The sequence below is a fragment of the Gordonia namibiensis NBRC 108229 genome, assembly GCF_000298235.1.
Taxonomy (GTDB): Bacteria; Actinomycetota; Actinomycetes; order Mycobacteriales; family Mycobacteriaceae; genus Gordonia; species Gordonia namibiensis.
This window is the reverse complement of sequence record NZ_BAHE01000009.1, coordinates 69,961-93,828: the sequence shown is the minus strand read 5'-3', so window position 1 is coordinate 93,828 and position 23,868 is coordinate 69,961. Positions and strand designations below refer to the sequence as shown.

Annotated in this window: 20 protein-coding genes; 9 read left to right on the top strand and 11 right to left on the bottom strand. The window is 68.0% G+C overall.

The annotated features are described in order from the left end of the window. Nucleotides 1-461: 461 nt before the first annotated feature. The 3 genes from ilvC to GONAM_RS05065 form a co-directional block, all read right to left on the bottom strand. Nucleotides 462-1,475: a ketol-acid reductoisomerase gene (ilvC, locus tag GONAM_RS05075; protein WP_039880683.1), complete on the bottom strand. Its 1,014-nt coding sequence runs from the start codon at nt 1,473-1,475 to the stop codon at nt 462-464. A 92-nt stretch (nt 1,476-1,567) separates the two neighbouring features. Next, nucleotides 1,568-2,071, bottom strand: coding sequence for an acetolactate synthase small subunit (gene ilvN / locus GONAM_RS05070; protein ID WP_005199381.1), 504 nt, complete (start codon nt 2,069-2,071; stop codon nt 1,568-1,570). Next, complete coding sequence (locus GONAM_RS05065; RefSeq protein ID WP_006865706.1) at nt 2,068-4,047, bottom strand: acetolactate synthase large subunit; 1,980 nt, start codon at nt 4,045-4,047, stop codon at nt 2,068-2,070. Before GONAM_RS05065 ends, ilvN begins: the two co-directional genes overlap by 4 nt. Nucleotides 4,048-4,381: 334 nt before the next feature. Here GONAM_RS05065 and GONAM_RS05060 point away from each other — a divergent pair, with 334 nt between their 5' ends. The 3 genes from GONAM_RS05060 (at nt 4,382) to ilvD (ending at nt 8,378) form a co-directional block, all read left to right on the top strand. Beyond that, a complete protein-coding gene (locus GONAM_RS05060) occupies nt 4,382-4,828 on the top strand; it encodes a PH domain-containing protein (RefSeq protein WP_006865705.1) in 447 nt (148 codons plus the stop codon). A gap of 78 nt (nt 4,829-4,906) precedes the next feature. Continuing rightward, nucleotides 4,907-6,250 (top strand): magnesium transporter, encoded by a 1,344-nt coding sequence (gene mgtE, locus GONAM_RS05055; RefSeq protein ID WP_006865704.1) that lies wholly within the window; start codon nt 4,907-4,909, stop codon nt 6,248-6,250. Between the two features lie 283 nt (nt 6,251-6,533). Further along, entirely contained in the window at nt 6,534-8,378 is a 1,845-nt protein-coding gene (gene ilvD / locus GONAM_RS05050; RefSeq protein ID WP_006865703.1) for a dihydroxy-acid dehydratase, read from the top strand. 72 nt (nt 8,379-8,450) lie between these two features. Here the strand turns inward: ilvD and GONAM_RS05045 are convergent, their stop codons facing one another. Beyond that, nucleotides 8,451-9,698 (bottom strand): DoxX family protein, encoded by a 1,248-nt coding sequence (locus GONAM_RS05045; RefSeq protein ID WP_040535430.1) that lies wholly within the window; start codon nt 9,696-9,698, stop codon nt 8,451-8,453. Nucleotides 9,699-9,804: 106 nt separating this feature from the next. Here GONAM_RS05045 and GONAM_RS05040 point away from each other — a divergent pair, with 106 nt between their 5' ends. Next, entirely contained in the window at nt 9,805-10,908 is a 1,104-nt protein-coding gene (locus GONAM_RS05040; protein ID WP_006865701.1) for a PQQ-dependent sugar dehydrogenase, read from the top strand. 195 nt (nt 10,909-11,103) lie between these two features. Here GONAM_RS05040 and gatB read toward each other — a convergent pair whose 3' ends face one another. Beyond that, nucleotides 11,104-12,609, bottom strand: a complete 1,506-nt coding sequence (gene gatB, locus GONAM_RS05035) for an Asp-tRNA(Asn)/Glu-tRNA(Gln) amidotransferase subunit GatB (protein ID WP_006865700.1) — start codon at nt 12,607-12,609, stop codon at nt 11,104-11,106. 127 nt (nt 12,610-12,736) lie between these two features. On the opposite strand from gatB, the gene GONAM_RS05030 reads away from it, so the two are divergent. Continuing rightward, nucleotides 12,737-12,970 (top strand): PspC domain-containing protein, encoded by a 234-nt coding sequence (locus GONAM_RS05030; protein WP_006865699.1) that lies wholly within the window; start codon nt 12,737-12,739, stop codon nt 12,968-12,970. Nucleotides 12,971-12,977: 7 nt separating this feature from the next. On the opposite strand, the gene GONAM_RS05025 is transcribed toward GONAM_RS05030, so the two are convergent. The 3 genes from GONAM_RS05025 to GONAM_RS05015 all read right to left on the bottom strand — a co-directional run bounded on the left by GONAM_RS05025 (nt 12,978) and on the right by GONAM_RS05015 (nt 16,076). Further along, a complete protein-coding gene (locus tag GONAM_RS05025; protein WP_006865698.1) occupies nt 12,978-14,012 on the bottom strand; it encodes a 6-phosphofructokinase in 1,035 nt (344 codons plus the stop codon). A 77-nt stretch (nt 14,013-14,089) separates the two neighbouring features. Then, on the bottom strand, nt 14,090-14,782 hold the full coding sequence (locus GONAM_RS05020; RefSeq protein WP_006865697.1) for a response regulator: 693 nt from the start codon (nt 14,780-14,782) through the stop codon (nt 14,090-14,092). 10 nt (nt 14,783-14,792) lie between these two features. Continuing rightward, the gene (locus GONAM_RS05015; RefSeq protein WP_006865696.1) at nt 14,793-16,076 is read right to left on the bottom strand and encodes a sensor histidine kinase; all 1,284 of its coding nucleotides are present in this window, start codon (nt 16,074-16,076) and stop codon (nt 14,793-14,795) included. A 270-nt stretch (nt 16,077-16,346) separates the two neighbouring features. Between GONAM_RS05015 and GONAM_RS05010 the strand changes: the two genes are divergently transcribed. Beyond that, nucleotides 16,347-16,958 (top strand): hypothetical protein, encoded by a 612-nt coding sequence (locus GONAM_RS05010; protein WP_006865695.1) that lies wholly within the window; start codon nt 16,347-16,349, stop codon nt 16,956-16,958. Continuing rightward, complete coding sequence (locus GONAM_RS05005; RefSeq protein ID WP_006865694.1) at nt 16,958-18,202, top strand: alpha/beta-hydrolase family protein; 1,245 nt, start codon at nt 16,958-16,960, stop codon at nt 18,200-18,202. Before GONAM_RS05010 ends, GONAM_RS05005 begins: the two co-directional genes overlap by 1 nt. Before the next feature lie 84 nt (nt 18,203-18,286). Here the strand turns inward: GONAM_RS05005 and gatA are convergent, their stop codons facing one another. After that, on the bottom strand, nt 18,287-19,792 hold the full coding sequence (gene gatA, locus GONAM_RS05000; RefSeq protein WP_006865693.1) for an Asp-tRNA(Asn)/Glu-tRNA(Gln) amidotransferase subunit GatA: 1,506 nt from the start codon (nt 19,790-19,792) through the stop codon (nt 18,287-18,289). Further along, nucleotides 19,789-20,100: an Asp-tRNA(Asn)/Glu-tRNA(Gln) amidotransferase subunit GatC gene (gatC, locus tag GONAM_RS04995; protein WP_006865692.1), complete on the bottom strand. Its 312-nt coding sequence runs from the start codon at nt 20,098-20,100 to the stop codon at nt 19,789-19,791. The genes gatA and gatC overlap by 4 nt, the downstream gene beginning before the upstream one ends. A 186-nt stretch (nt 20,101-20,286) precedes the next feature. Between gatC and GONAM_RS04990 the strand changes: the two genes are divergently transcribed. Then, nucleotides 20,287-20,958, top strand: coding sequence for an ACT domain-containing protein (locus GONAM_RS04990; RefSeq protein WP_006865691.1), 672 nt, complete (start codon nt 20,287-20,289; stop codon nt 20,956-20,958). Nucleotides 20,959-20,973: 15 nt separating this feature from the next. Continuing rightward, nucleotides 20,974-21,486: an O-acetyl-ADP-ribose deacetylase gene (locus tag GONAM_RS04985; protein WP_006865690.1), complete on the top strand. Its 513-nt coding sequence runs from the start codon at nt 20,974-20,976 to the stop codon at nt 21,484-21,486. A 235-nt stretch (nt 21,487-21,721) separates the two neighbouring features. Here GONAM_RS04985 and ligA read toward each other — a convergent pair whose 3' ends face one another. Continuing rightward, on the bottom strand, nt 21,722-23,812 hold the full coding sequence (gene ligA, locus GONAM_RS04980; protein WP_006865689.1) for an NAD-dependent DNA ligase LigA: 2,091 nt from the start codon (nt 23,810-23,812) through the stop codon (nt 21,722-21,724). Nucleotides 23,813-23,868: the final 56 nt, after the last annotated feature.

Sequence of the window (23,868 nt, the reverse complement as noted above, 5' to 3'; positions counted from 1 at the left end):
GCAGCACGCTAATTCCTCCCGGCCCCGAACTCGAGACTTTCGAACGTTCGAGCTAGCGCCGCGTCCTCGACCTCAAACGTATTGCCCGGCGCCTCGAACTGCGTTTCCGATGGAGCTCAGACTGTCGGAAATCGACTCCGCCCGCGACCGAAGCTCCAAAGCAACGAGTCGTGCAGCCCACTGCGTCGCCGAACCGTCGACACAATCCGCAGCGAGTCGCGCCTTGTCTCCGAGATCAGCTGCCACAAGAGCCGAAGCAGCGTCGTCGGCTTGGTTGGCAAGCGATTGGAGCACCCCAGAATCTACCCGCATCACACCCCCATTGATGTTCGCAGGTGACGGTAGCAGTCCCCTGCAACATCACGTCACAGGCCATTCACAGCCGGTCCCGGTCGACCGTGGCCTAAAAGCCGATCGGCCCCCGGGAAATCCCGGGGGCCGATCGTAAGAAATGCTTAGACTCAGGCGGTCTCGGTGATCGGACGATCAACCCAGCTCATCAGGTCGCGCAGCTTCTTGCCGGTGACCTCGATCGGGTGCTCGGCGTTCTGCTTGCGCAGGCCCTCGAGCTCCTTGTTGCCGCCCTCGACGTTGGCGACGAGGCGCTTGACGAAGGTGCCGTCCTGGATGTCCTTCAGGATGGCGCGCATGCGCTCCTTGGTGTCGGCGTCGATGACGCGCGGGCCCGAGATGTAGCCACCGAACTCGGCGGTGTCGGAGACCGAGTAGTTCATGCGGGCGATGCCACCCTCGTACATGAGGTCGACGATGAGCTTGAGCTCGTGCAGCACCTCGAAGTAGGCCATCTCCGGTGCGTAACCGGCCTCGACCATGACCTCGAAGCCGGCCTTGACCAGTTCCTCGGTGCCACCGCAGAGCACAGCCTGCTCACCGAAGAGGTCGGTCTCGGTCTCTTCCTTGAAGGTGGTCTTGATGATTCCGGCGCGGCCACCGCCGATGGCGCTGGCGTAGCTGAGGGCGAGAGCCTGGCCCTCACCCTTCGGATCCTGGGCGACCGCGATGAGCGCGGGAACACCCTTGCCGTCGACGAACTGACGACGAACGAGGTGGCCGGGGCCCTTCGGCGCGACCATGGCGACGGTGACGTTCTCCGGAGCCTTGATCAGACCGAAGTGGATGTTCAGGCCGTGACCGAAGAACAGCGCGTCGCCGTCCTTGAGGTTCGGCTCGATGTCCTCGGTGAAGATCTGTGCCTGCGAGGTGTCGGGTGCGAGGACCATGATGACGTCGGCCCAGGCCGCGGCCTCGGAAGCGGTCAGCACCTTGAGGCCCTGCTCCTCGGCCTTGGCCTTGGACTTGGAACCCTCACGCAGGCCGATGACGACGTCGACGCCCGAGTCGCGCAGCGACAGCGAATGCGCATGGCCCTGGCTGCCATAGCCGATCACCGCGACCTTGCGACCCTGGATGATCGACAGATCTGCGTCGTCGTCGTAGAACAGTTCGATGGCCACTTTGTTTCCCTTCGATTTGTGGCGCCCCTCGCGATTCTCTCTCTCGCCGAGGGACATATAAATTCTTCGCCGCTGTTAACAGCAGTCTACGGTCAGCGGTTGGCCGACATGCTCTTCGGTCCGCGTCCGAGCGCAACGGCGCCGGACTGGGCGATCTCGCGGATGCCGTAAGGATCGAGCATCCGGAGCAGGGCCTCGAGCTTCTCCGACGTACCGGTGGCCTCGATGGTGAGGGACTCCGGCGACACGTCGATGACCTTGGCGCGGAACAGGTTCACCACCTCGATGACCTCGGTGCGCACGGTCGAATCCGAACGGACCTTGACCATCATCAGCTCGCGGGACACCGAGTTGGCCGGGTCCTGCTCGACGATCTTGATCACGTTCACCAGCTTGTTGAGCTGCTTGGTGACCTGCTCGAGCGGGAAGTCCTCGACGGAGACCATGATGGTCATCCGCGAGATCCCTTTGAGTTCGGTCGGTCCGACGGCCAACGACTCGATGTTGAACCCGCGACGCGAGAACAATCCGGAGACACGGGCCAGGACGCCCGGCCGGTCCTCGACCAGGACGCTGAGGGTGTGGGTGGTGCTCACTTCTGGTCCTTCTCTGCTGCGCGGTCGGCCGGAGCGTTGTCGACCTGCTGGTCGACGGTCCCGCGGGGGGCGTTCATCGTCTCGTGGATCTCGACCGGGTCCGACGCCGACTCGTCGTCGTCGAACAGCGGCCGGATGTTGCGGGCCGCCATGATCTCGTCGTTGCCCGTGCCCGCGGCGACCATCGGCCACACCTGGGCGTCCTTGCCGACGATGAAGTCGATGACGACCGGGCGGTCGTTGATCGCACGTGCCTGCGCGATGACGTCGTCGACGTCCTCCTCACGCTCGACGCGGAATGCGACGCAGCCCAACGCCTCTGCCAGCTTCACGAAGTCCGGGATCATCCGAGAGTGGGTGGCGAGGTCGGTGTTGGAGTAGCGCTCCTCGTAGAAGAGGGTCTGCCACTGGCGGACCATGCCCAGGTTGCCGTTGTTGATCAGCGCGACCTTGATCGGGATGCCCTCGATCGCGCAGGTGGCCAGTTCCTGGTTGGTCATCTGGAAGCAGCCGTCGCCGTCGATCGCCCACACCTCGGTGTCGGGTGCGGCGGCCTTGGCGCCCATGGCGGCGGGCACCGCGTAACCCATCGTGCCCAGACCACCGGAGTTGAGCCAGGTGCGCGGCTTCTCGTAGGAGATGAACTGAGCGGCCCACATCTGGTGCTGGCCGACGCCGGCACAGTACACCGCGTCGGGTCCGGCAGCCTTGCCCAGCGCCTGGATGACGAACTCCGGCGACATCGAACCGTCGGTCTGACGGTCGTAGCTCAGCGGGTAGGTCTTGCGGATGCCGTCGAGGTAGGTCCACCACTCCGACAGGTCCGGCGTGGTGCCGGTGGTCGCCCGCTCGTCGCGCAGCGTCTCGGTCAGCTCGGCGATGACCGCCTTGCAGTCGCCGACGATCGGCACGTCGACCGGACGGTTCTTGCCGATCTCCGCCGGGTCGATGTCGGCATGGATGACCTTGGCGTCGGGCGCGAACGAATCGAGCTGGCCGGTCACGCGGTCGTCGAACCGGGCGCCGAGGGTGATCAGCAGATCGCTGCGCTGCAGGGCACCCACGGCCGCGACGGTGCCGTGCATACCCGGCATGCCCAGGTGCTGGTCGTGGCTGTCGGGGAACGCGCCGCGCGCCATCAGGGTCGTGACGACCGGGATGCCGGTCAGCTCGGCGAGCTCGAGCAGCTCCTCGGACGCGTTGGCCTTGATGACGCCGCCACCGACGTAGAGGACCGGTGATTTGGCGGCGTTGATCAGACGAGCCGCCTCGCGGACCTGCTTGCCGTGCGGCTTGGTGACCGGACGGTAGCCGGGCAGGTCGATCTGCGGCGGCCACGAGAACGTGGTCTGGCTCTGCAGGATGTCCTTGGGGATGTCGACGAGAACCGCACCGGGACGGCCGCTCTCGGCGATGTGGAATGCCTCGGCGATGGTCTTCGGGATGTCGATGGCGCGGCTGACCAGGAAGTTGTGCTTCGTGATCGGCATGGTGATGCCGGAGATGTCAGCTTCCTGGAAGGCGTCGGTGCCGATCAGCGAGCGGCCGACCTGGCCGGTGATCGCAACGACGGGCACGGAGTCCATCTGCGCATCGGCCAGCGGGGTCACCAGGTTGGTGGCACCCGGGCCAGAGGTCGCCATCATGACGCCGGCGCGACCCGCGACCTGCGCGTAGCCGGTGGCGGCGTGGCCGGCACCCTGCTCGTGGCGCACGAGGACATGGCGGACCTTGGTGGAGTCGAGCAGCGGGTCGTAGACCGGCAGGACCGCGCCGCCGGGGATGCCGAAGACGACCTCGACACCGAGCTCCTCGAGGGATCGGACCACAGACTGCGCACCGCTGACGCGCTCCGGCGCGACGGTGTGCTGACCTACCGCACGGAGGTTGCCCGCCGCGGGAGACTGCTGACGCAGTCCGGCGTTACGCGTCGGCTCATTGCGGCCGGCGTCGGTGCGTGCTGTTGGTGCGCTCACTGCACGATCCTCATCTTGTCTGTATTTCGGTGGTTGGGTGATGTGACTACCTGACATGAAAAAACCCCCGACAGCTTCCGCTGTTCGAGGGTGGCGCGTCGATGCCGGTAGGGGTCTGTGAAGTGACCGGTCAGGCGACGCGCCAGCCGATTACTACGAGGATCCCGTTTGTCATCACGTAGATCACGGTAGGACCGCGCGTCGTTCTGAGTCAAACTCCGGACCATGCCGTCCCACATGATGAGAACGCACTGGTGGTGACGGACGTCTCACCGACTACTGCCGGGTAGACCCGACGCCGCGTTCGTCGTGGCCGGGTTGGCACAATGGACGTGTGCCGACTGATTCCAGCGACCCCGCCGCCTCGACACCCGACGACTCTGCGGAGATCCCCTACCCCGTGGTCTTCCGCATCAACCGTGTCGCCTACTTCACGGTGCCGATGGTCGCGCTCGTGGTGGTCCTGCTGCTCGGCGCCTCGTACTGGTTCGCCTTCCTCTTCGTCGTACCGGTGGCGCTGTACATGTGGATTCACCGCCTCCGCACGATCGTCACCGAGGACGGACTCCGCGCAGTGGGCGGCCTGTCCACGACCGAACTGCCCTGGTCCGAGATCGCCGGCCTACAGTTCCCCAAGTGGAGTTCGGTCCGGGCGGTCCGCCCCGACGGCCAGCGGATCAAGTTGCCCGCCATCGGATTTCGCGATCTCCCCGTGCTGAACGTGGTGAGTAAGGGCCGCATCCCGGACCCGTTCGAGGCCGCCGCGAACCGCGACAAGTAGGTCCGATGGGTCCCGGCGGCACAGAATCGTCGCTGCGCGAACGGCTTTGACGACGACAGCAGCCGATAGGCTCGTCGGGTGACCTACGCGACGCTCGACGCGAACCAACTCGACGACCTGATCTCCGACGGGCAACTCGGCGCGGCCGCGACCGCGCTCTCGGCGCTGCCCGCCGGCGACATCGCGGCACTCCTCGATCGTCTCTCGCATCAAGCGCGGGGTGTGGCCTTCCGTCTTCTCCCGAAGGATCTCGCCGTCGAGGTCTTCGACGATCTCTCCTCGGGCTCCCAGCGTCGGCTCATCGATGATCTCGGGATGGTCGAGGTGGCGGCGGCATTCGATCACCTCGACCCCGACGACCGCGCCGAACTCCTCGACGAACTTCCCGCCGGCGTCGCCCGGGCCCTCATCCAGCAACTCACCCCGGGCGAACGCGACGTCACCGCCGTCGTGCTCGGTTACCCGCGCGGTTCGGTCGGGCGTCGGATGAGTCCCGAGTTCGTCCACGCCCGGCGCGACGAGACCGCCGACGCCGCCCTCACCCGGGTCAAGGACCGCGGTCACGCTGCCGAGACGATCTACACCGTGCCCGTCCTCGACGATGCGCGTGCGCTGTGTGGTGTCGTCAGCCTCCGCGACCTTCTCCTCGCCGAACCCGACGCACCGGTCGCCGAGCTGATGAACAAGCCGATGTTCGCCCACGTCGACGACGACGCCCAGTCCACCGCCCAGCGATGCATCGACCGCGGCATACTCGCGATGCCGGTGGTCGATCGCGACAACCGGCTGGTCGGTGTGCTCACCATCGACGACGCGGTCGAGGTCGTCGAACAGGCCCGCGACACCGACGAGGCCCGTGCCGGTGCGCGCGAACCGCTTCGCGAGCCGTACCTGCACGCCTCGATCCTGTCGATCACCCGCGCCCGCATCGTGTGGTTGTTCGTCCTCGCGGTGTCGGCGATCCTCACCGTCAACGTCCTGGAGATCTTCGAGGGCACCCTCGAACAGAAGGTCGCCCTCGCCCTGTTCATCCCGCTGCTGACCGGCATCGGCGGCAACACCGGGTCGCAGGCCGCCACCACCGTCACCCGCGCCCTCGCGACCGATGACGTCACCACCCGCGACGTCGTCCGGGTCGCCGCCAAGGAGGTCCGGGTCGGACTGACGATGGGCTCGTTGCTCGGCGTCGTCGGATTCGCCGTCGCCGCTCTGGTCTACGGGGTCGACATCGGCGCGGTCATCGGCCTGACGATCGTGTCGATCTGCACGATGGCGGCGACCGTCGGCGGCGTGATGCCCCTGGTCGCGAAATCCATCCGCGTGGACCCCGCGGTCTTCTCCACCCCGTTCATCTCGACGTTCTGCGATGCGACCGGCCTGATCATCTACTTCTCCATCGCCAAGGCGGTTCTGGGAATCTGAGTTCGACGCGCCGCGCCGACGGCCCGGGGTGACGTCCGAATCATTTTGTTTCCGCATGTCACAGCGGAGTAGCCTGGTCTCTCGGCGACTCGCGACGCCCACCCTCAGCGTGCGACGCCGTTCAACCCAGTTCCCGGGGCCACACAGCCCGAGTGAGACAAACCCCCGGGATCGCGGTGTTGACGCCAAGAGTCCGACGCGCAGAACGTCTTCGGCCCAGCAGTGCCCGAACCGTTCGGCGACGCCGACTCTGCCCGACCCGACGATCGATATTGAGGAACCCATGCCTGCCTTGAGGTCACGCACCACCACCGTCGGCCGCGAAGCCGCCGGCGCCCGCTCCCTGTGGCGAGCCACCGGTATGACCGACGACGATTTCGGCAAGCCCATCGTGGCGATCGCCAACTCGTACACGCAGTTCGTGCCGGGCCACGTGCACCTCAAGGATGTCGGCGAGATCGTCGCCGACGCAGTGCGAGCCGCGGGCGGCGTCCCGCGTGAGTTCCACACCATCGCCGTCGACGACGGCATCGCGATGGGCCACGGCGGCATGCTCTACTCGCTGCCGTCCCGCGAGATCATCGCCGACTCCGTCGAATACATGGTCAACGCCCACACCGCCGACGCGCTGGTGTGCATCTCCAACTGCGACAAGATCACCCCCGGCATGCTGAATGCCGCGATGCGCCTGAACATCCCGACCGTCTTCGTGTCCGGCGGTCCGATGGAGGCCGGCAAGGCGGTTGTCGTCGACGGCGTCGCCCAGGCCCCCACCGACCTGATCACCGCGATCTCCGCGTCGGCCAACAGCGACGTGGACGAGGACGGCCTGAGCGAGGTCGAGCGGTCGGCCTGCCCGACCTGTGGCTCGTGCTCGGGCATGTTCACCGCCAACTCGATGAACTGCCTCACCGAGGCACTCGGACTCGCCTTGCCGGGCAACGGCTCCACGCTGGCCACCCACGAGGCGCGTCGTGCGCTGTTCGAGCGCGCCGGCAGGGTCGTCATCGAGGCCGCCAACCGCTGGTACCGAGAGGACGACGCGTCGGTGCTGCCGCGCAGCATCGCGACCCCGGCCGCCTTCCGGAACGCGATGGCGCTCGACGTCGCCATGGGCGGCTCGACCAACACCGTGCTGCACATCCTCGCCGCGGCGCAGGAGGGCGAGGTCGCCGACTTCGATCTGTCGACCATCGACGAGATCAGCCGCAACGTCCCCTGCCTGTCGAAGGTCTCCCCGAACTCCGACTACCACATGGAGGACGTCCACCGGGCCGGCGGAATCCCCGCGATCCTCGGTGAGCTGCGTCGGGCCGGTCTGCTCGACGACACCACGTCGACCGTGTACAGCCCGACCCTGGCGCAGGCCCTCGACGACTGGGACATCCGCGGCGGCAAGGCGACCGACGAGGCCGTCGAACTGTTCCACGCGGCTCCGGGCGGCGTGCGCACCACGACCCCATTCTCGACGGCCAACCGGTGGAGCTCGCTCGACACCGACGCCGCCGGCGGCTGCATCCGCGACCTCGAGCACGCCTACACCGTCGAGGGCGGGCTGTGCGTCCTACGCGGCAACCTCGCACCCGACGGTGCCGTGCTCAAAACCGCGGGCATCGACGAGGACCTGTGGCACTTCGAGGGCCCGGCCCGCGTGGTCGAGAGCCAGGAGGAGGCCGTCCAGGTCATCCTGTCGAAGACCATCCAGGCCGGCGAGGTTCTCGTCGTCCGCTACGAGGGCCCCGCGGGCGGGCCGGGCATGCAGGAGATGCTGCACCCGACCGCCTTCATGAAGGGCACCGGCATGGGCAAGAAGTGCGCGCTCATCACCGACGGCCGGTTCTCCGGCGGATCGTCGGGTCTGTCGGTCGGCCACATGTCGCCGGAGGCGGCGTCCGGTGGCGCGATCGGACTCGTCGAAGACGGCGATCAGATCCTCATCGACGTCAAGACCCGTCGCCTCGAGGTCCTCGTCGACGACGAGGTGCTCGCCGAGCGTCGCGCGAAGATGGAGGCCTCCGAGCGCCCGTGGCAGCCCAAGGACCGTGAGCGCACCGTGACGACCGCGCTGCGCGCGTACGCGAAGCTCGCGACGTCGGCCGACAAGGGTGCGGTCCGACAGGTCGACTGACCGCTGAACCACAAAGTGCGGGGTGCGTACCGGATTCCGGTACGCACCCCGCACTTCTGTCTGCGCCGCGGCTCAGTTCAGCGGGTTGGTCCCGTTCGCCAGGATCCACACGGCGGCGGCTGCACCGATGCCCACGATCAGCCACACGAACGACCCGACGAAGGGCCGGCGTGCCCAACCGCGCGGGTAGTCCAGTGAGTACAGGCCCGGACCGGTGAGGATGACCGCGGCCGCGGTGGCTGCGAGGAACAGCTCGTACTCCGCTCCCTGTGCGGCGGCGAAGAATTCGAAACCGCCGGCCGAGGACACCCGGTACGCCGCGGCGATGAGCATCGTGCCGAGGATGGCCGACGCGCCGATCGGGGTGAGAAGACCGAGGATGACCATGAGGCCGCCGACCGTCTCCGCCAGCGCACCGACGATGGCGAGGATCTGCGCGTAGTCGGCGTTGAATCCGCCGTCGACGAGCATCTGCTCGAAACCGCCGAGCCGCGGCCCGTTCCACAGGCCGAACAACTTCTGCAGTCCGTGCGCGCCGACGAAACCGCCGAGCGCGATGCGCAGCAGCAACAGCCCGAGGTCGAGGGTGCCGCGCCGCGACTTCGCGAGCGCGTCCTCGAGATCGTCGTCGGCGACCGACTTGGTCGCGTATTCGTCCTCGGGCGTCCGGTTCCGGCGACGATCGAACAGGCGCCGACCTTCCGGCTCGTCGTCGTCGGGCAGGGCCGTGTCCGCGGCGCTCGCATCGGCGGGGGTCGCGCTGTAGCGACCGGCGGTGTCGTCCTCGTCGAGGAAGTCGTAGCGGGCGGTGCCGACCGGCGGCAGCGCGGGTTCGGGCCTGGTCGCGGTGTCGTCGGCGGGGATGTCGACAGGGACGTTGCCGACGGGGATGTCCCCGGCGGCGGGGGACCCGGCCGGGCGACGCTCGAATGCGACGGTCGGTTCGACGTCGGGCTCCGATGCGCGCGGTTCTGCCGGCGCACGAGGGGGCTGCGGGGTCGGAGGGGGGGTCTTGGAGGATTCCGAAGCGCGAGGAGATTCGGGAACCGGTGTGGCCTGCGGCTTGTCTGCAGTCCCCTTGATCTGCCGGGTCTCCACATCACCGGGATCGATGTCGTCCAGCTCGTCGACCCGCGCAAACGGTGCCGGCCGTCGTGCGTGCCGGTTGTAGAAGTCATCGCGATCGACCTCGGGCCGCGGTGCGGGGGTCGGCGGATGATCCTGGACCGGGATCTGGCCGGTCGGTTCGTCGTAGGGGCTCATCGCGGGCGGGCTCGACGTATCGGGCTCCCTGTCGCTCGGCGTGTCGCGTTCGCTCACAAGCCCGACTCTAGAGGCTCCCGGGGTGCGCTCCCCGCACCCCGGCGGGGTGAGTCGGCACACCATTACTGTGGACGCCATGTGGAAGGGGCGGCCGACAGGCCGAATGCTGGTGGCGGTTCTGGCGGTGATCGCGCTTGCCGTGGGCGGCTGCGCGAACTTCACCGAACAGGACCGCCAGCGGGAGGCCGGCGCGTTCAGTCCCAACAACCGTCCGAGCGGTCAGGCCGAGCCGACGCCGCCGCCGGAGACGCCGCGGGACACTCAGCCCCCGCCCACCGGCCCGTGCGTCGACCCCGACCCCGCGGTGATCGCGACCTGCCTCGCCTCGACGGGCGGGGTGATGCCCGGTGACGAGCAAGGCGAGGTCACGGTGGTCGCCGAACGCACCACCGGAAAGATCATCACCACCAAGCGTTACGGCCCCGAACGGGTCCTCGGTCAGGCACCCGTCGACGCGTCGGGCGACGGCGGACTCATCGATTTCGCCTTCTCCCCCACCTACTCCCAGGATCGTCTGATCTACGCGCTGATCACGACGCCGTCGGACAATCGGGTGGTGCGCCTGGCCCCCGGCGACGTGCCGAAGCCGATCCTGACCGGAATCCCCAAGGGCGCCACCGGGAACATGGGCTCGATGTACTTCCGCACGCCCACCGAACTGGTGGTCGCCACCGGTGACGCCGGAAATCCCGCAGCGGCCGAGGACCCGTCGTCGCTGGCCGGAAAGCTTTTGCTGATCACCTCGTTCACCTCCGGTGTCAGCCCTCGCCCGCGAATCCTGGCCTCCGGCTTCGGATCTTCTGTTGCCCTGTGCCCCAACGAAACCTCCGGGACCATCTACGTCGCCGACCAGACGGCTACCGAGGACCGCGTGCAGGTCATCGAAGAGGGCGGCCCCAAGGTGTTGTGGACATGGCCCGACAAGCCGCAGATCGCCGGATGCGGTGTCGCGGGCGGCAGCATCTTCGTCTCGACGACCCGCACCCAACGCATCGAGGGCATCCGCGAACCCACCCGCGAGGACCCGACGATCACGCCTCCGGTGGTCGCGCTCGAGAAGCGTTACGGCGCGCTCGGCCGAATGGCCGCGCTGCCGAACGGGCTTCTCCAGGTGGCGACGGTCAACAAGCAGGCCGGCAAGCCGAAGCCGACCGACGACCGCGTGTTCCGCTTCCTCCCGCAGGGCGGTGGCAACGACCGGACCTGATCGGGCGCCCACCGCTGAGGTTCGAGCCGAACGCGCCGATCCCGGTCCCTGAGGTGCGAGCCGAACGCGCCGATCCCGCTCCCTGAGGTGCGAGCGAAGGGGGCTCGTGAGATCGCTTCTCTCACCAGGCCTTCGTGGCTCGTCGCTATCGCTCCTCGCACCTCAGGCAGCGATGCTTGCACACAGGTTATCGGATTACTTGCAGGCCTCGAGCACGAGTTCCTTGACGCGCGCCGGATCGGCCTGTCCGCGGGTGGCCTTCATGACATCGCCGACGATCTTGCCCGCGGCCTGGACCTTGCCGCCGCGGATCTTCTCGGCGATGTCGGGGTTGGCGGCGAGGGCGTCATCGACGGCCTTCTGCAGTGCCGAGTCGTCGCGGACGACCTCGAGGCCGCGGTCGGCGACGATCTGCTTCGGCTCGCCCTCGCCGTCGAGCACCGCGGTGGCGACCTGCTGGGCCAGCTTGGTGGTCAGCTTGCCCTCGTCGACGAGTCCGATGATCTCGGCGACCTGCGCCGGCGTGATGGACAGGTCGGCCAGCTCCACGCCACGCGAATTCGCCTGCTGCGCAAGGAATGACACCCACCAGCCGCGGGCGGCCTCGGGTGATGCACCGGCGTCGACGGTGGCGATGATCAGGTCGACGGCGCCGACGTTGACCAGGTCGCGCATGACCTCGTCGGAGACACCCCACTCCTCCTGGATGCGGGCACGGCGCAGCCACGGCAGCTCGGGCAGCGTCGCGCGCAGTTCCTCGATCCACGCCGAATCCGGCTGGACCGGAGGCAGATCGGGCTCCGGGAAGTAGCGGTAGTCCTCGGCGGTCTCCTTGCGGCGACCGGCGGAGGTGGTGCCGTCGGTCTCGTGGAAGTGGCGGGTCTCCTGCACGATCTCGCCACCGGCCTGCAGGATCGCGGCCTGGCGGCGCATCTCGTAGCGGACGGCGACCTCGACGCTCTTGAGCGAGTTGACGTTCTTGGTCTCGGTACGGGTACCGAACTCGCTCGCGCCCTTGGCCATCAGGGACAGGTTCACGTCGCAGCGCATCGAACCCTGGTCCATCCGGACGTCCGAGACGTCGAGGGACTTGAGCAGGTCGCGGAGCGCCGTCACGTAGGCACGTGCGACCTCGGGTGCGCGGTCGCCCGCACCGACGATGGGTCGGGTGACGATCTCGACGAGCGGCACGCCGGCGCGGTTGTAGTCGAGCAGCGAGTGGCTCGCACCGTGGATACGACCGGTGGCGCCGCCGATGTGCAGCGACTTACCGGTGTCCTCCTCCATGTGCGCGCGCTCGATCTCCACACGCCAGGTGGTGCCGTCGGCGAGCAGGACGTCGAGGTAGCCGTCGTAGGAGGTGGGCTCGTCGTACTGCGAGATCTGGTAGTTCTTCGGCTGGTCCGGGTAGAAGTAGTTCTTCCGCGCGAACTTGCTCGACGGCCGGATCGAGCAGTTCAGGGCCAGGCCGATGCGGATCGCGGACTCGACGGCCTTGGCGTTGGCGACCGGAAGCGACCCGGGCAGGCCGATGCACACCGGGCACACCTGGGTATTGGGCTCGGCGCCGAAGTCGGTGGGGCATCCGCAGAACATCTTGGTCGCGGTACCCAGCTCGACGTGCACCTCGAGGCCCATCACCGGATCGAAAGCGGCGATGACCTCGTCGTACTCCAACAGTTCGACGGCGGCGGAAGTCATGGCTGCCAGTTTATGCGGCGATATCCCGGGGGAACGTTCAGGGTGATCACCGATGCCGGGAACGGGTCGGCGGACCTACCGTCGGAGACATCAGTTCACCGACCACCTCGATCAGCAGGAGACCCCGATGACCACCGCACAACCCGCTTCGTCCGCCCCGCGACTGACGCGCTCCCGTTCGAACGCCTGGCTGGGCGGTGTCTGCGGCGGCATCGCCGAACGATGGGGCTGGGACCCCACCCTGGTCCGCGTCCTGTTCGTGCTGTCGATGCTGCTGCCCGGCCCGCAGGTCCTCATCTACCTGGCGCTGTGGATCATCATCCCGCGCGAACCGGCCCCGGTGATCCCCGTTCAGCCGTGATCCCCGTCTAACCGAAGATGACCCGGATCTCCTTGTACTGATCCTGCGGGACGGTCTTGAGCTCCCCGAGCGCTTCGTCGAAGGTGATCCGGTCGATCTGGGTGCCGTGCAGGGCGACCATCTGGCCCCAGCCCTTCTCGGCGACCAGGTCGGCGGTGGCCATGCCCATACGAGTGGCCAGGACGCGGTCGTAGGCCGACGGCACGCCGCCGCGCTGGATGTGGCCGAGCACGGTGGCCCGTGTCTCGATGCCGGTGCGCTCCTCGATGAGCGGTGCCAGCACCTCGCCGACGCCGCCGAGCCGCGGACGGTTGAAGCCGTCGAGGCCCTTGGTGGAGTACGCCTCCGTCATCTCGGGGAGCTTGAAGCCCTCGGCGACGACGACCATCGGCGAACGTCCGCGTGCCTTGACGCTGGTCACCCAGGCGCAGATCTGGTCGAGGCTCTCGGGGTTCTCCGGGATGAGGATCACGTGCGCGCCGCCGGCGATGCCCGAGTGCAGCGCGATCCACCCGGCGTGACGACCCATGACCTCGAGCACCATGCACCGCTTGTGCGAGTTGCCGGTGGTGCGCAGGCGGTCGATGGCCTCCGTCGCGATCTCGACCGCGGTGTTGAACCCGAACGTGTAGTCGGTGGCATCGATGTCGTTGTCGATGGTCTTGGGGACGCCGACGATGTTGATGCCGTCGTCGAACAGACGCTTCGACGCCGCGGCTGTGCCGTCGCCGCCGATCGCGATGACCCCGTCGATACCGAGGTTCTTGAGCACCTTCTTGATGTTGTCGGGCCCACCGTCGGGTTCGGTGTAGGGACCGAATCGGCTCGTGCCGAGAATCGTTCCGCCCTCATGGGACAGACCGCGGACCGTCGAGCGGTTGAGTTCCATGATGTCGCCGTAGACCAGACCCGCCCAGCCGTCCTTGAAACCGACGAACTCGTGGCCGTAGACGGTTTCACCCTTGAGCACCGCACCGCGGATGACGGCATTCAGACCGGGGCAGTCACCACCGGAGGTGAGAATGCCGAATCTCTTGGCCATGTGGTGAGACCCTCCCTGTCGAACGCGACGAACACACCCAATCTAGTGCGCGGGTGTCCTCCCCGCTGAGCACGAATTCACTTGATGCCGTTCTCGTAGGCGAACACGACCGCCTGCGCACGGTCCCGCAGTCGCAGCTTGCCCAGAAGACTACTCACATGGGTCTTAACGGTCTGTTCGGTGACATAGAGGTCGGCGCCGATCTCGGCGTTCGACTTGCCGTCGGCCACGAGGTCGAGCACCTCCCGCTCCCGCGGCGTCAGGTGTTCCAGCGCGGGGTTCCGGGCGGGGCGTCGACGCCGTGAGGTCACCTCGGTGATGAGTCGCTTGGTGATCGACGGCGCGAGCAGCGCCTCACCGGCGGCGACCACCCGCACCGCACGCACTAGTTCATCGGCCGGCGCGTCCTTGAGCAGGAACCCCGACGCGCCGATCCGCAATGCCTCGTAGACGTAGTCGTCGATGTCGAAGGTGGTGAGCATCAGCACGCGCGTCTGCGGTTCGAGTCCTGCCGACAGGATCTGCTCGGCAGCCCAGAGTCCGTCCTTGCGCGGCATCCGCACATCCATCAGGACGACGTCGGGCCGCACCCGCTTGCACACCTCGACCGCCTCTACGCCGTCGGCCGCGTCGCCGAGCACGGACAGGTCCGGCTGGGCGGCGAGAAGAGCCGAGAAGCCCTGCCGGACCATCGCCTGATCGTCGGCGATGACGACCGTGATCGGGCCGGAGCTCCCCTGTGCTTGTTGCGGTTCCGCGTTGATCGGCACGCCTGACAGGCTACTGGTCGGAGGCCGGCGAGGGGACCTTCGGCGTGCCGATGGAGGAGGCCGCGTCGGGAAGGACGCCGTCGCGCGGCGGTGTCGCCGGGATACGCGCGCGCACCGCGAAGCCGCCCTCGACCGTCGGTGCCGCGAGGAGCGAACCACCCACTGCCTGCGCACGTTCGAGCATTCCGGGTATGCCGACGCCGTTGCCGCCGATCCCGAGGGGTTCGGCCGTCGGGGCCGAATTGACCACGGCCACCTCGACGGTGCCGCCATCCCCCGGGGTGACGCTCACCAGGGTGCGGCTGCCCGGCGCGTGCCGGGTGGCGTTGGCCAGCGACTCCTGGATGATCCGGTAGATCACCAGTGCTGCCGACTCCCCGACCACGGCATCGTCCACCTCGCGGGTCAGCGTGACGTCGGACCCGGCGCGTCGGGTCTCGGCGACGAGCGAATCGATCTGCGCCAAACCCGGATTGGGGGCCGCGACACTCTCGGCACCCTCGACCCGCAGCACCCCGAGCAGCTGCCGGACCTCGTCGAGCGAGGTGCGGGCGGCATCGGCGATGGCGTCGAATTCGGCTGCCGCAGCGGGTGAGACGTCGTCGATCCGGTATCGCGCGGTCTGCGACATGACGACGACCATCGACATCCGGTGCGCCACCACGTCATGCAGATCCCGCGCGATGCGAGCACGCTCCTGCAGAACTGCAGACTCCGCCTCGGCCTCCTCGGTTTGCTTCGTGCGCGCGGCGAGTTGTCGACGCGATGCCATCAGTCCACGCAGGAGTGCCACGACCACGGCGAGCACCGAGATCCCGACGATCCACGCCGGGTGAACCGCGTAGGCGACGACGAGGGACGTCGTCAGCCAGACCACCGGTACCCACCGCAGCGGACAGCGGAGCATCACCATGAAGGTCAGCACGAGCAACTCGATGAAGTGGGTGACCTGAATGGTCAGTTCCCACCCGCCGTGCGTCGGCACGATCAAGCCGATGACCTGTGCCGAGACCACCGAGATCGCCCAGCCGACCAGCGGCGCCGACCAGGCCAGCGCGATCGGCAGTGCCGCGAACGCCGAGACGAGGGGCAGCAGGAAGGCGGGCACGGAATGTGTCACGGGCAGCGTCGGCCAGGCGATCGAGTACATGATCAGGGCGACGACCAGGAAGAACCAATTGACCCGCGAGGTGAAATAGGCACGCACCGCGGGATCCTGGGCGACGGGCGCGGTGGACGCCCAGTCAACGAAGTCGCCGCCGGCCGCGCGCAAGTGCTTGCGTAAACCGAACATGAGGTTCACCCTAGGCCCGGTGGGGACCGGCAGTCCTCATACTTTCGGGGGAGACGCCCCCGTTCCCGAGTAGGGGCATGGCACCGAAACCCCACCCCCCACCGATGAGCGGGAACCGCCCGTCGGAGCGATGTGGCGAGGTGGTTGCGCTACCTAGCGTCAATGTCCATGAACCTTCCCGGACCACTGCGGAAATGGCCTTCGGACAACGCTTCTCGACCCGCTGATCACACCGATCCCAGACGTCTACGACGTCTGGTTCGCTGGCTGGTGGCCGCACTGACACTGATCGTTCTCGTTGTCGGGCAGTGGATGTCGACGGCGCACGCGGTCGCCGGTGATGTCGGTTCGTCTACGGGTGTGGTCGTCCCCCTTCCCGAGGACGCCGACAACCCGTACGCCGCCGCCGTCGTGGCGCTGACGGGGCCGGTCCCGTCCACGATGATGGACGTACTGCCCACGACCTTCGACGCGCACATGGGCTACATACCGACCGTCGTCTCGGGTGTGCCCGTCGACCCGGACGGCGACTGCTCGTCCCCGGTGCCGCTCCCCGACCGGTTCACCCCTCTCTGCCGCACACATGATCTCGGCTACGACCTGCTGCGCGCAGCCGCCGCTGACGGTCGTCCGCTGGGATCGTGGGCGCGATTCGCCCTCGACCGCATGCTGATCGACTCGATGCAGCGCTCGTGCAGCAACCCGGTGTGCGACGCCGCGGCGCGCATCGCCCGGGTCGGTTTGGCCTGGAACACCTGGCGCCAGTACGGCGGAGCACCGACCCAGCAGGAAACGATCCCGCAATTGGTGTCCACCACGGTCGACCGTGCACTCGTCGACCGGGATCCGCGCACCGAGACCGACACCGAGGAGCTCTCGTGATGTCCACGCCCACAACATCGTCGACGCGGACCGGTCGACATCTGCCTCACCCCGTCCTCGTGGTCAGCGTCGTCTTCGCATACCTTGTCGCCCTCTATCCCGGCACGCTACCGCGCGATGCGACGACGACCACGATCGTGGCGACCGGCGTCACGGCGCTGGGTGCTGCCGTCGGAAAGTTGTTGGCACAGAGGTCATCCCGCCACCGGGGGCTACCGGATCGGCAGACCCGGCGTGTCATTCTAGGTATCGGCGTGCTCGTCGCGGCCGGCGGTGCGGGACTGGCGGTGTGGTGGCAGAACCTGATCCGCGCCGCCCTCGAAGCGGCGCCGACCGGCCCCGACTGGTGGGCCGGGGCAACACTGGCACCCCTCGCAATCGTTGCCGCGATCGTCCTGGTCCCGCGCGTCACCGCAGTAGTCGCGGCGTCCGCGGTCGCGCTCGCCGCGGGTCTCCTCACTCCCGCCTCTGCGGGTGCCGACGAGGCGCAACCGCTGCCGCGGACCGTCGCCGTCTCCGAGTCCGGGACACTGTTGCGCGGAGCGCTCTCGGCCCCGGAATTCACTCCTCCGGCAACACGATTGGTGCAGTCTTGGGTGTCCGGGGACGGACTGTCGGCGCGGGCGGTGATCGTGGCCGTGCCCACCGGATCGGGCTGGGTCGACCAGGCCGCGGTGGCGGGTTTCGGCGATCGCTTCGACGGCGACGTCCGAATCCTGACACTCCCCTACGCCGACGTCCCGTCCTGGAAAGCGTTCGTCTCCGACGACGCGGTGGCGACGGACTCGTCGATCGCACTGGTCCGTGAGCTGGCGAGGATTTTGGAGAGCCGGCCCGAAGCTGACCGGCCCCGACTGGTGCTCTACGGCCAGAGCCTTGGTGCGGTCGGAGCCGACGCCGCCCGGATCTGGCTCGAGGACCATCACCCGGGACTGCTCGCCGAGACGGTCCTGACCGCACCACCGGCCGGAACGGTGGCCGCAGTGTCGGCGACACCGCGGCTGGTCGTCGCGAATCGCAGCGATCCGGTGGTCCGCTGGTCGTTGAGTTCGCTCTGGCGTCCCCCGGCCGAACCCGCGGAGGTCGTGCTCGGTGGTCCGCAGGTACCCCAGGTCCCGTGGCTGCCGGTGGTCAGCTTCCTGCAGACCAGCGTCGACCTGCTGGCCGCGCTCGACGGCCCGACCGGCGTCGGCCACCGCTACGGGGTGGAGCAGGCGCGTGCGGTCAGTGGTTTGCCGCGATGACCTCGCAAAACCCACCACAAATGGGCGAACCCACCACCTGAAGCGGTGGTGGGTTCGCCGAGAACGGGTGGGTTTGCAGTGGCGTCAGATGATCGCGCCGCGGGCCGCCTCGTACGACGCGCCGACCCGGTAGAGCCGGTCGTCGGCGAGCGCGGGCGCCATGATCTGCAGGCCGACGGGCATGCCGTCGTCCTTGGACAGACCAGACGGCACCGACATCGACCCGATGCCGGCGAGGTTCACCGGCAGGGTGCAGAGGTCGAAGAGATACATCGCCAGCGGGTCGTCGACCTTCTCCCCGATCGGGAACGCGGTGGTCGGCGTGGTCGGCGAGATCAGCACGTCGACCTTCTCGAAGGCGGTGGTGAAGTCGCGCGAGATCAGGGTGCGCACCTTCTGCGCCTGGCCGTAGTAGGCGTCGTAGTAGCCCGACGACAGCGCGTAGGTGCCGATCATGATGCGGCGCTTGACCTCTGGCCCGAAGCCGGCTTCGCGGCTCAGTGCCATGACCTCGTCGGCCGAGTGCGAACCGTCGTCGCCGACGCGCAGGCCGTACCGCATGGCGTCGAAGCGTGCGAGGTTCGACGACACCTCCGACGGGAGGATCAGGTAGTACGCGCCGAGCGCGTAGGTGAAGTGCGGGCAGCTGACCTCGACGACCTCGGCGCCGCGCTCCTCCAGGAGCTTGACGGCCTCGTGGAACGAGTCGAGGACGCCGGACTGGTAGCCCTCGCCCTGCAGCTCTTTGACGACACCGATCTTGACGCCCTTGAGGTCCTGCTCGGCGCCTTCGCGGGCCGCGGCGACCACGTCGGGCACCGGGACGTTGATCGAGGTCGAGTCGCGCGGGTCGTGCCCGGCGATGACCTCGTGCAGCATCGCGGTGTCGAGAACCGTACGGCCACACGGGCCGCCCTGGTCGAGCGACGACGCGCAGGCGACGAGTCCGTAGCGCGAGACGGTGCCGTAGGTGGGCTTGACGCCGACGGTCGCGGTGACCGCGGCCGGCTGACGGATCGAGCCACCGGTATCGGTGCCGATCGCCAGCGGGGCCTCGTAGGCAGCCAGTGCCGCGGCGCTACCGCCACCCGAGCCGCCGGGGATCTTGGTGGGGTCCCACGGGTTTCGGGTCAGCTGGTAAGCAGAGTTCTCGGTCGAGCTGCCCATGGCGAACTCGTCCATGTTGGTCTTGCCCAGGATCGGGATGCCCGCAGCACGGAGACGCTCGGTGACCGCGGCGTCGTAAGGCGGAACCCATCCCTCGAGGATCTTGGAACCGCACGTGGTGGGGGCGTCGGTGGTGGTGAAGACGTCCTTGAGCGCGATCGGCACGCCGGCGAGCGACGGCACGGTGTCGCCCGAGGCGATCGCATCGTCGGCGGCCTTGGCGGCGACGAGCGCCTCGGCGCCGCTGACGTGCAGGAAGGCTCCGAGCTCGCCGTCGACCTCGGCGATGCGATCGAGGTGGGCCTGCGTGACCTCCACCGAGCTGACCTCGCGGGTCGCGATCTTGGTGGCGAGTTCGGCGGCGGACAGACCGGTCAGGTCACCGGCGGGACGAGGCGCTGCGGCGTGCGACGCGGGGCTCACTGCTCTTCTCCCAGGATCTGCGGAACGGCGAAACGGTCCTGCTCGACGGCCGGCGCACCGGACAGTGCGGCGTCGGTGGTCAGACCTGGCACGACGACGTCGGGGCGCAGCACGTTGGCGAGCTCAGCCGGGTGCGCGGTGCCGGGTACGTCGTCGGCGGCCACCTCCGACACGGACGCGACGTGGGTCAGGATGGAGTCCAGCTGCTCGGCGTAGACATCGAGTTCGTCCTCGCTCAGCGCCAGTCGCGACAATCGCGCCAGGTGCGCAACCTCTTCACGCGATATGGACTTCGGTTCGCCAGCCACCGTCAGCGTCCTTTCTCACCATCACTTGCACGGCCATGTCGCCCACCGCGACGCCGAAGCGACGCAGATGTGCCTCTCCAGCCTATGGGAACGCGCCGACCCGACTCACCCCAGCCACCGTTTGCACGCCCCGACCCGGTCCGCCCCTCCCCCGGCGGTGCGCGCCCGATCCTCACGAGTGCGAGAATGGCCCACGTGTCTTACCTGTTGCGCGTCTACCTCGAGGACCGTCCCGGCAGTCTCGGCGTGCTCGCCGTGCAGCTCGGTTCGGTCGGTGCGGACATCCTGTCTCTCGAAGTGGTCGAACGCGGCAACGGTTACGCCGTCGACGATCTCGTCGTGGAGGTCCCGCCGGGCTCGTTGCCCGACAGCCTGATCACGGCCGCGGAGAAGGTCAACGGCGTTCGAGTCGACTCGATCCGCCCGTACTCCGGTGTGCTCGACACGCACCGCGAGCTCGAGCTCGTCGACCAGGTCGCCACCGCGTCCCGCAACGACCGTCTCCAGGTCCTCGTCGACAACGCCCCGCGCGTGCTGCGGGTGTCGTGGGCCATGGTCATCACCAAGGCCAGCGGCGGTGTGCTTCAGCTGTTCGGGTCGTCCGGAGCCCCGGAAACCCCGCTCACCAGGGCCGATTGGCTTCCGCTGGAACACGCGGCGCAGCTCGACGCCGAGGGCGACTGGGTACCGGGCGCCTGGCAGGAGATGGACACCCGCCTCGCCGCCGCACCCATCGGCTCCAACGAGAAGGTCGTCCTGCTCGGCCGCATCGGCGGACCCGACTTCCGCCCCTCTGAGGTCGCGCGGCTCGGCTACTTGGCAGGCATTGTCAGTACGGTGTTGCGCGCCGACGAATAGCGCGATGATGGAGCGATGACCTCCATCACACTCGTGCAGGGAGACATCACCCTCCAGTCGGTCGACGCCATCGTCAACGCCGCCAATTCGACGCTCCTCGGCGGAGGCGGGGTCGACGGCGCCATCCACCGTCGTGGCGGTCCGGCGATCCTCGCCGAATGCAAAGAACTGCGGGCCGGTCAGTACAGACGCGGACTCCCCGTCGGCGAGGCAGTCGCGACCACCGCCGGTGACCTGGACGCGCGCTGGGTGATCCACACCGTAGGGCCCGTGCACTCCTACGACGAGGACCGGTCCGAGTTCCTGGTCTCGTGCTATCGCGAATCCCTGCGCGTGGCAGACGACTTGGGTGCGACGACGATCGCCTTCCCGGCCATCTCGACCGGCGTCTACGGCTGGCCCATGGACGACGGCGCACGCCGGGCCGTCGACACGGTCCGGTCCGCGGACACCGCGCTGACCGAGATCCGCTTCGTACTCTTCGACCCGCGGGCATACCGCGCGTTCGACAAGGCGCTCAACGGTTGACCGCTGGCCGGGGCTCGACGGCCGATGATCAGCAATAGGTGACCCGTGGAGCTCCGCGACGTCCGCAAGCTCCGAAAATCTCGTCCCCCTGAAGTGCCTCCGAGGGCAAATTGCCCTCAGACACCCCTGAGCGGGACGAGTTTTGGCGCAGCAGTCCGCCGAAGGGCGAGCGCCGTCGAAGTTTGCCGGCAATAGGTTCGCCTAGCGAGACGTCGAGCGCTCCCCGGGAGCGCGTCTAGTCGGGACTGCCGGTCTCCAGCAGTCGCTTGAACGCGTCCTCGTCGAGGACCGGGACGCCGAGCTGTTCGGCCTTGTCGGCCTTGCTTCCCGGCGAATCGCCGACGACCACGTAGTCGGTTTTCTTCGACACCGAACCCGACGCCTTGCCACCGCGCTGCAGGATCGCCTCTTTGGCGCCGTCGCGGGAGAAGTCCACCAGCGATCCGGTCACGACGATGGTTTTGCCCTCGAGCGTCCGCGCAATAGAGTCGTCGCGCTCGTCCTCCATGGAAACGCCTGCTGCGCGCCACTTCTCGACGATCTCGCGATGCCAGTCGACGGTGAACCAATCGTGGATCGACTGCGCGAGGGTCATGCCGAGCCCCTCGACATTCGCCAACTGTGCGACGTCGGCGGATTCGATGGCCTCCAGCGAACCGAATTCGGTCGCCAGTGCACGTGCAGCCGTGGGCCCGACGTGGCGGATCGACAGACCCACCAGCACTCGCCACAACGCCACGTCCTTGGCCTTGTCGAGGTTGGCAAGGAGGCGTTTTCCGTTCGCCGACAAAGCGCCGTTCTTGGTCGTGAACAGCTCCGTGCGGGCGAGGTCGTCGGCGGTGATCGAGAACAGGTCACCCTCGTTGCGGATCACCTTCGCCGACAGCAGCGCGGTCGCGGCCTCGTACCCCAGCGCCTCGATGTCGAAGGAACCGCGGCCGGCGAGATGAAAGAGCCGCTCCCGCAACTGCGCCGGGCAACTCTCCTGGTTCGGGCACCGGACGTCGACGTCGGATTCTTTCTCGGGACGCAGCGGTGTACCGCATTCCGGGCAGCGTTCGGGCATCTCGAACTCGACCTCGGAGCCGTCGCGCAGGTCGACGACCGGGCCGAGCACCTCGGGGATCACGTCGCCGGCCTTGCGGATGGTGACGGTGTCTCCGATGAGCACTCCCTTGCGCTTGACCTCCGAGCCGTTGTGGAGGGTCGCGCGGGACACGGTGGACCCGGCCACGAGGACCGGTTCGAGAACCGCGAAAGGCGTGACACGGCCGGTACGACCGACGCCGACCTGGATGTCGCGCAGCTTGGTGGTGGCCTCTTCCGGCGGGTACTTGTAGGCGATCGCCCAGCGCGGTGCGCGCGAGGTGGAACCGAGGCGGCGCTGCAGGGTGAAGTCGTCGACCTTGACCACGATGCCGTCGATCTCGTGCTCGACGTCGTGACGGTGTTCGCCCCAGTAGGAGATCTTGTCCAGGATCTCGGCGGCGCCCGACGCCTTGGTGGTGTGCGTCGACACCGGCAGTCCCCACGCTCCCAGCGCGAGGTAGGCGTCGTGCAGCGACGCCGGTCGCCAGCCCTCGGTGTGGCCGATGCCGTGACAGATCATCCGCAGCCTGCGACGCGCCGTGACCTGCGGATTCTTCTGCCGCAGCGAACCGGCCGCCGAGTTGCGGGGATTGGCGAAGGGGGGCTTGCCGTCGGCCACCAGGGACGCGTTGAGCGCCTCGAAATCCTCGACCCGGAAGAAGACCTCCCCGCGCACCTCGAGGACATCCGGGATCGGGTACTCGTCGGAGGCGGTGAGGCGCTGCGGGATGTCCTCGATGGTGCGGGCGTTGAGCGAGACGTCCTCACCGGTGCGCCCGTCGCCGCGGGTGACACCGCGTTCCAGGACACCGTTGCGATACACCAGGGCCAGCGCGACGCCGTCGATCTTGAGTTCGCAGAGGAACTCGGCCTCGACGCCGGCGTCGGAGTTGACCCTCTCCACCCACGAGGTCATCTCGTCGTAGTCGAAGACGTTGTCCAGCGACATCATCCGCTCGAGATGGTCGACCGGGGAGAATGCGGTGGAGAAACCGCCGCCGACCAGCTTGGTCGGCGAATCGGGGGTCGCGAGCTCGGGGTGACGTTCCTCGAGGTCCTGCAGGCGACGCAGAAGCGCGTCGAACTCGCCGTCGGTGATGACCGGCGAATCTTTCACGTAGTAGCGGAACTGATGCTCGCGGATCTCCTCGGCGAGTTCGGTCCACTGCTCCCGAAGGTCTCCCTCGGGTCCCGACTGCTCGGTCGCCGGGCGCTCCGACTCCGTTGTTTCTGCCACGTTCCGAGGGTATCGGAGTGCTCGGACAGGCTTCGCGACTCACCAAGCCCTTCGTG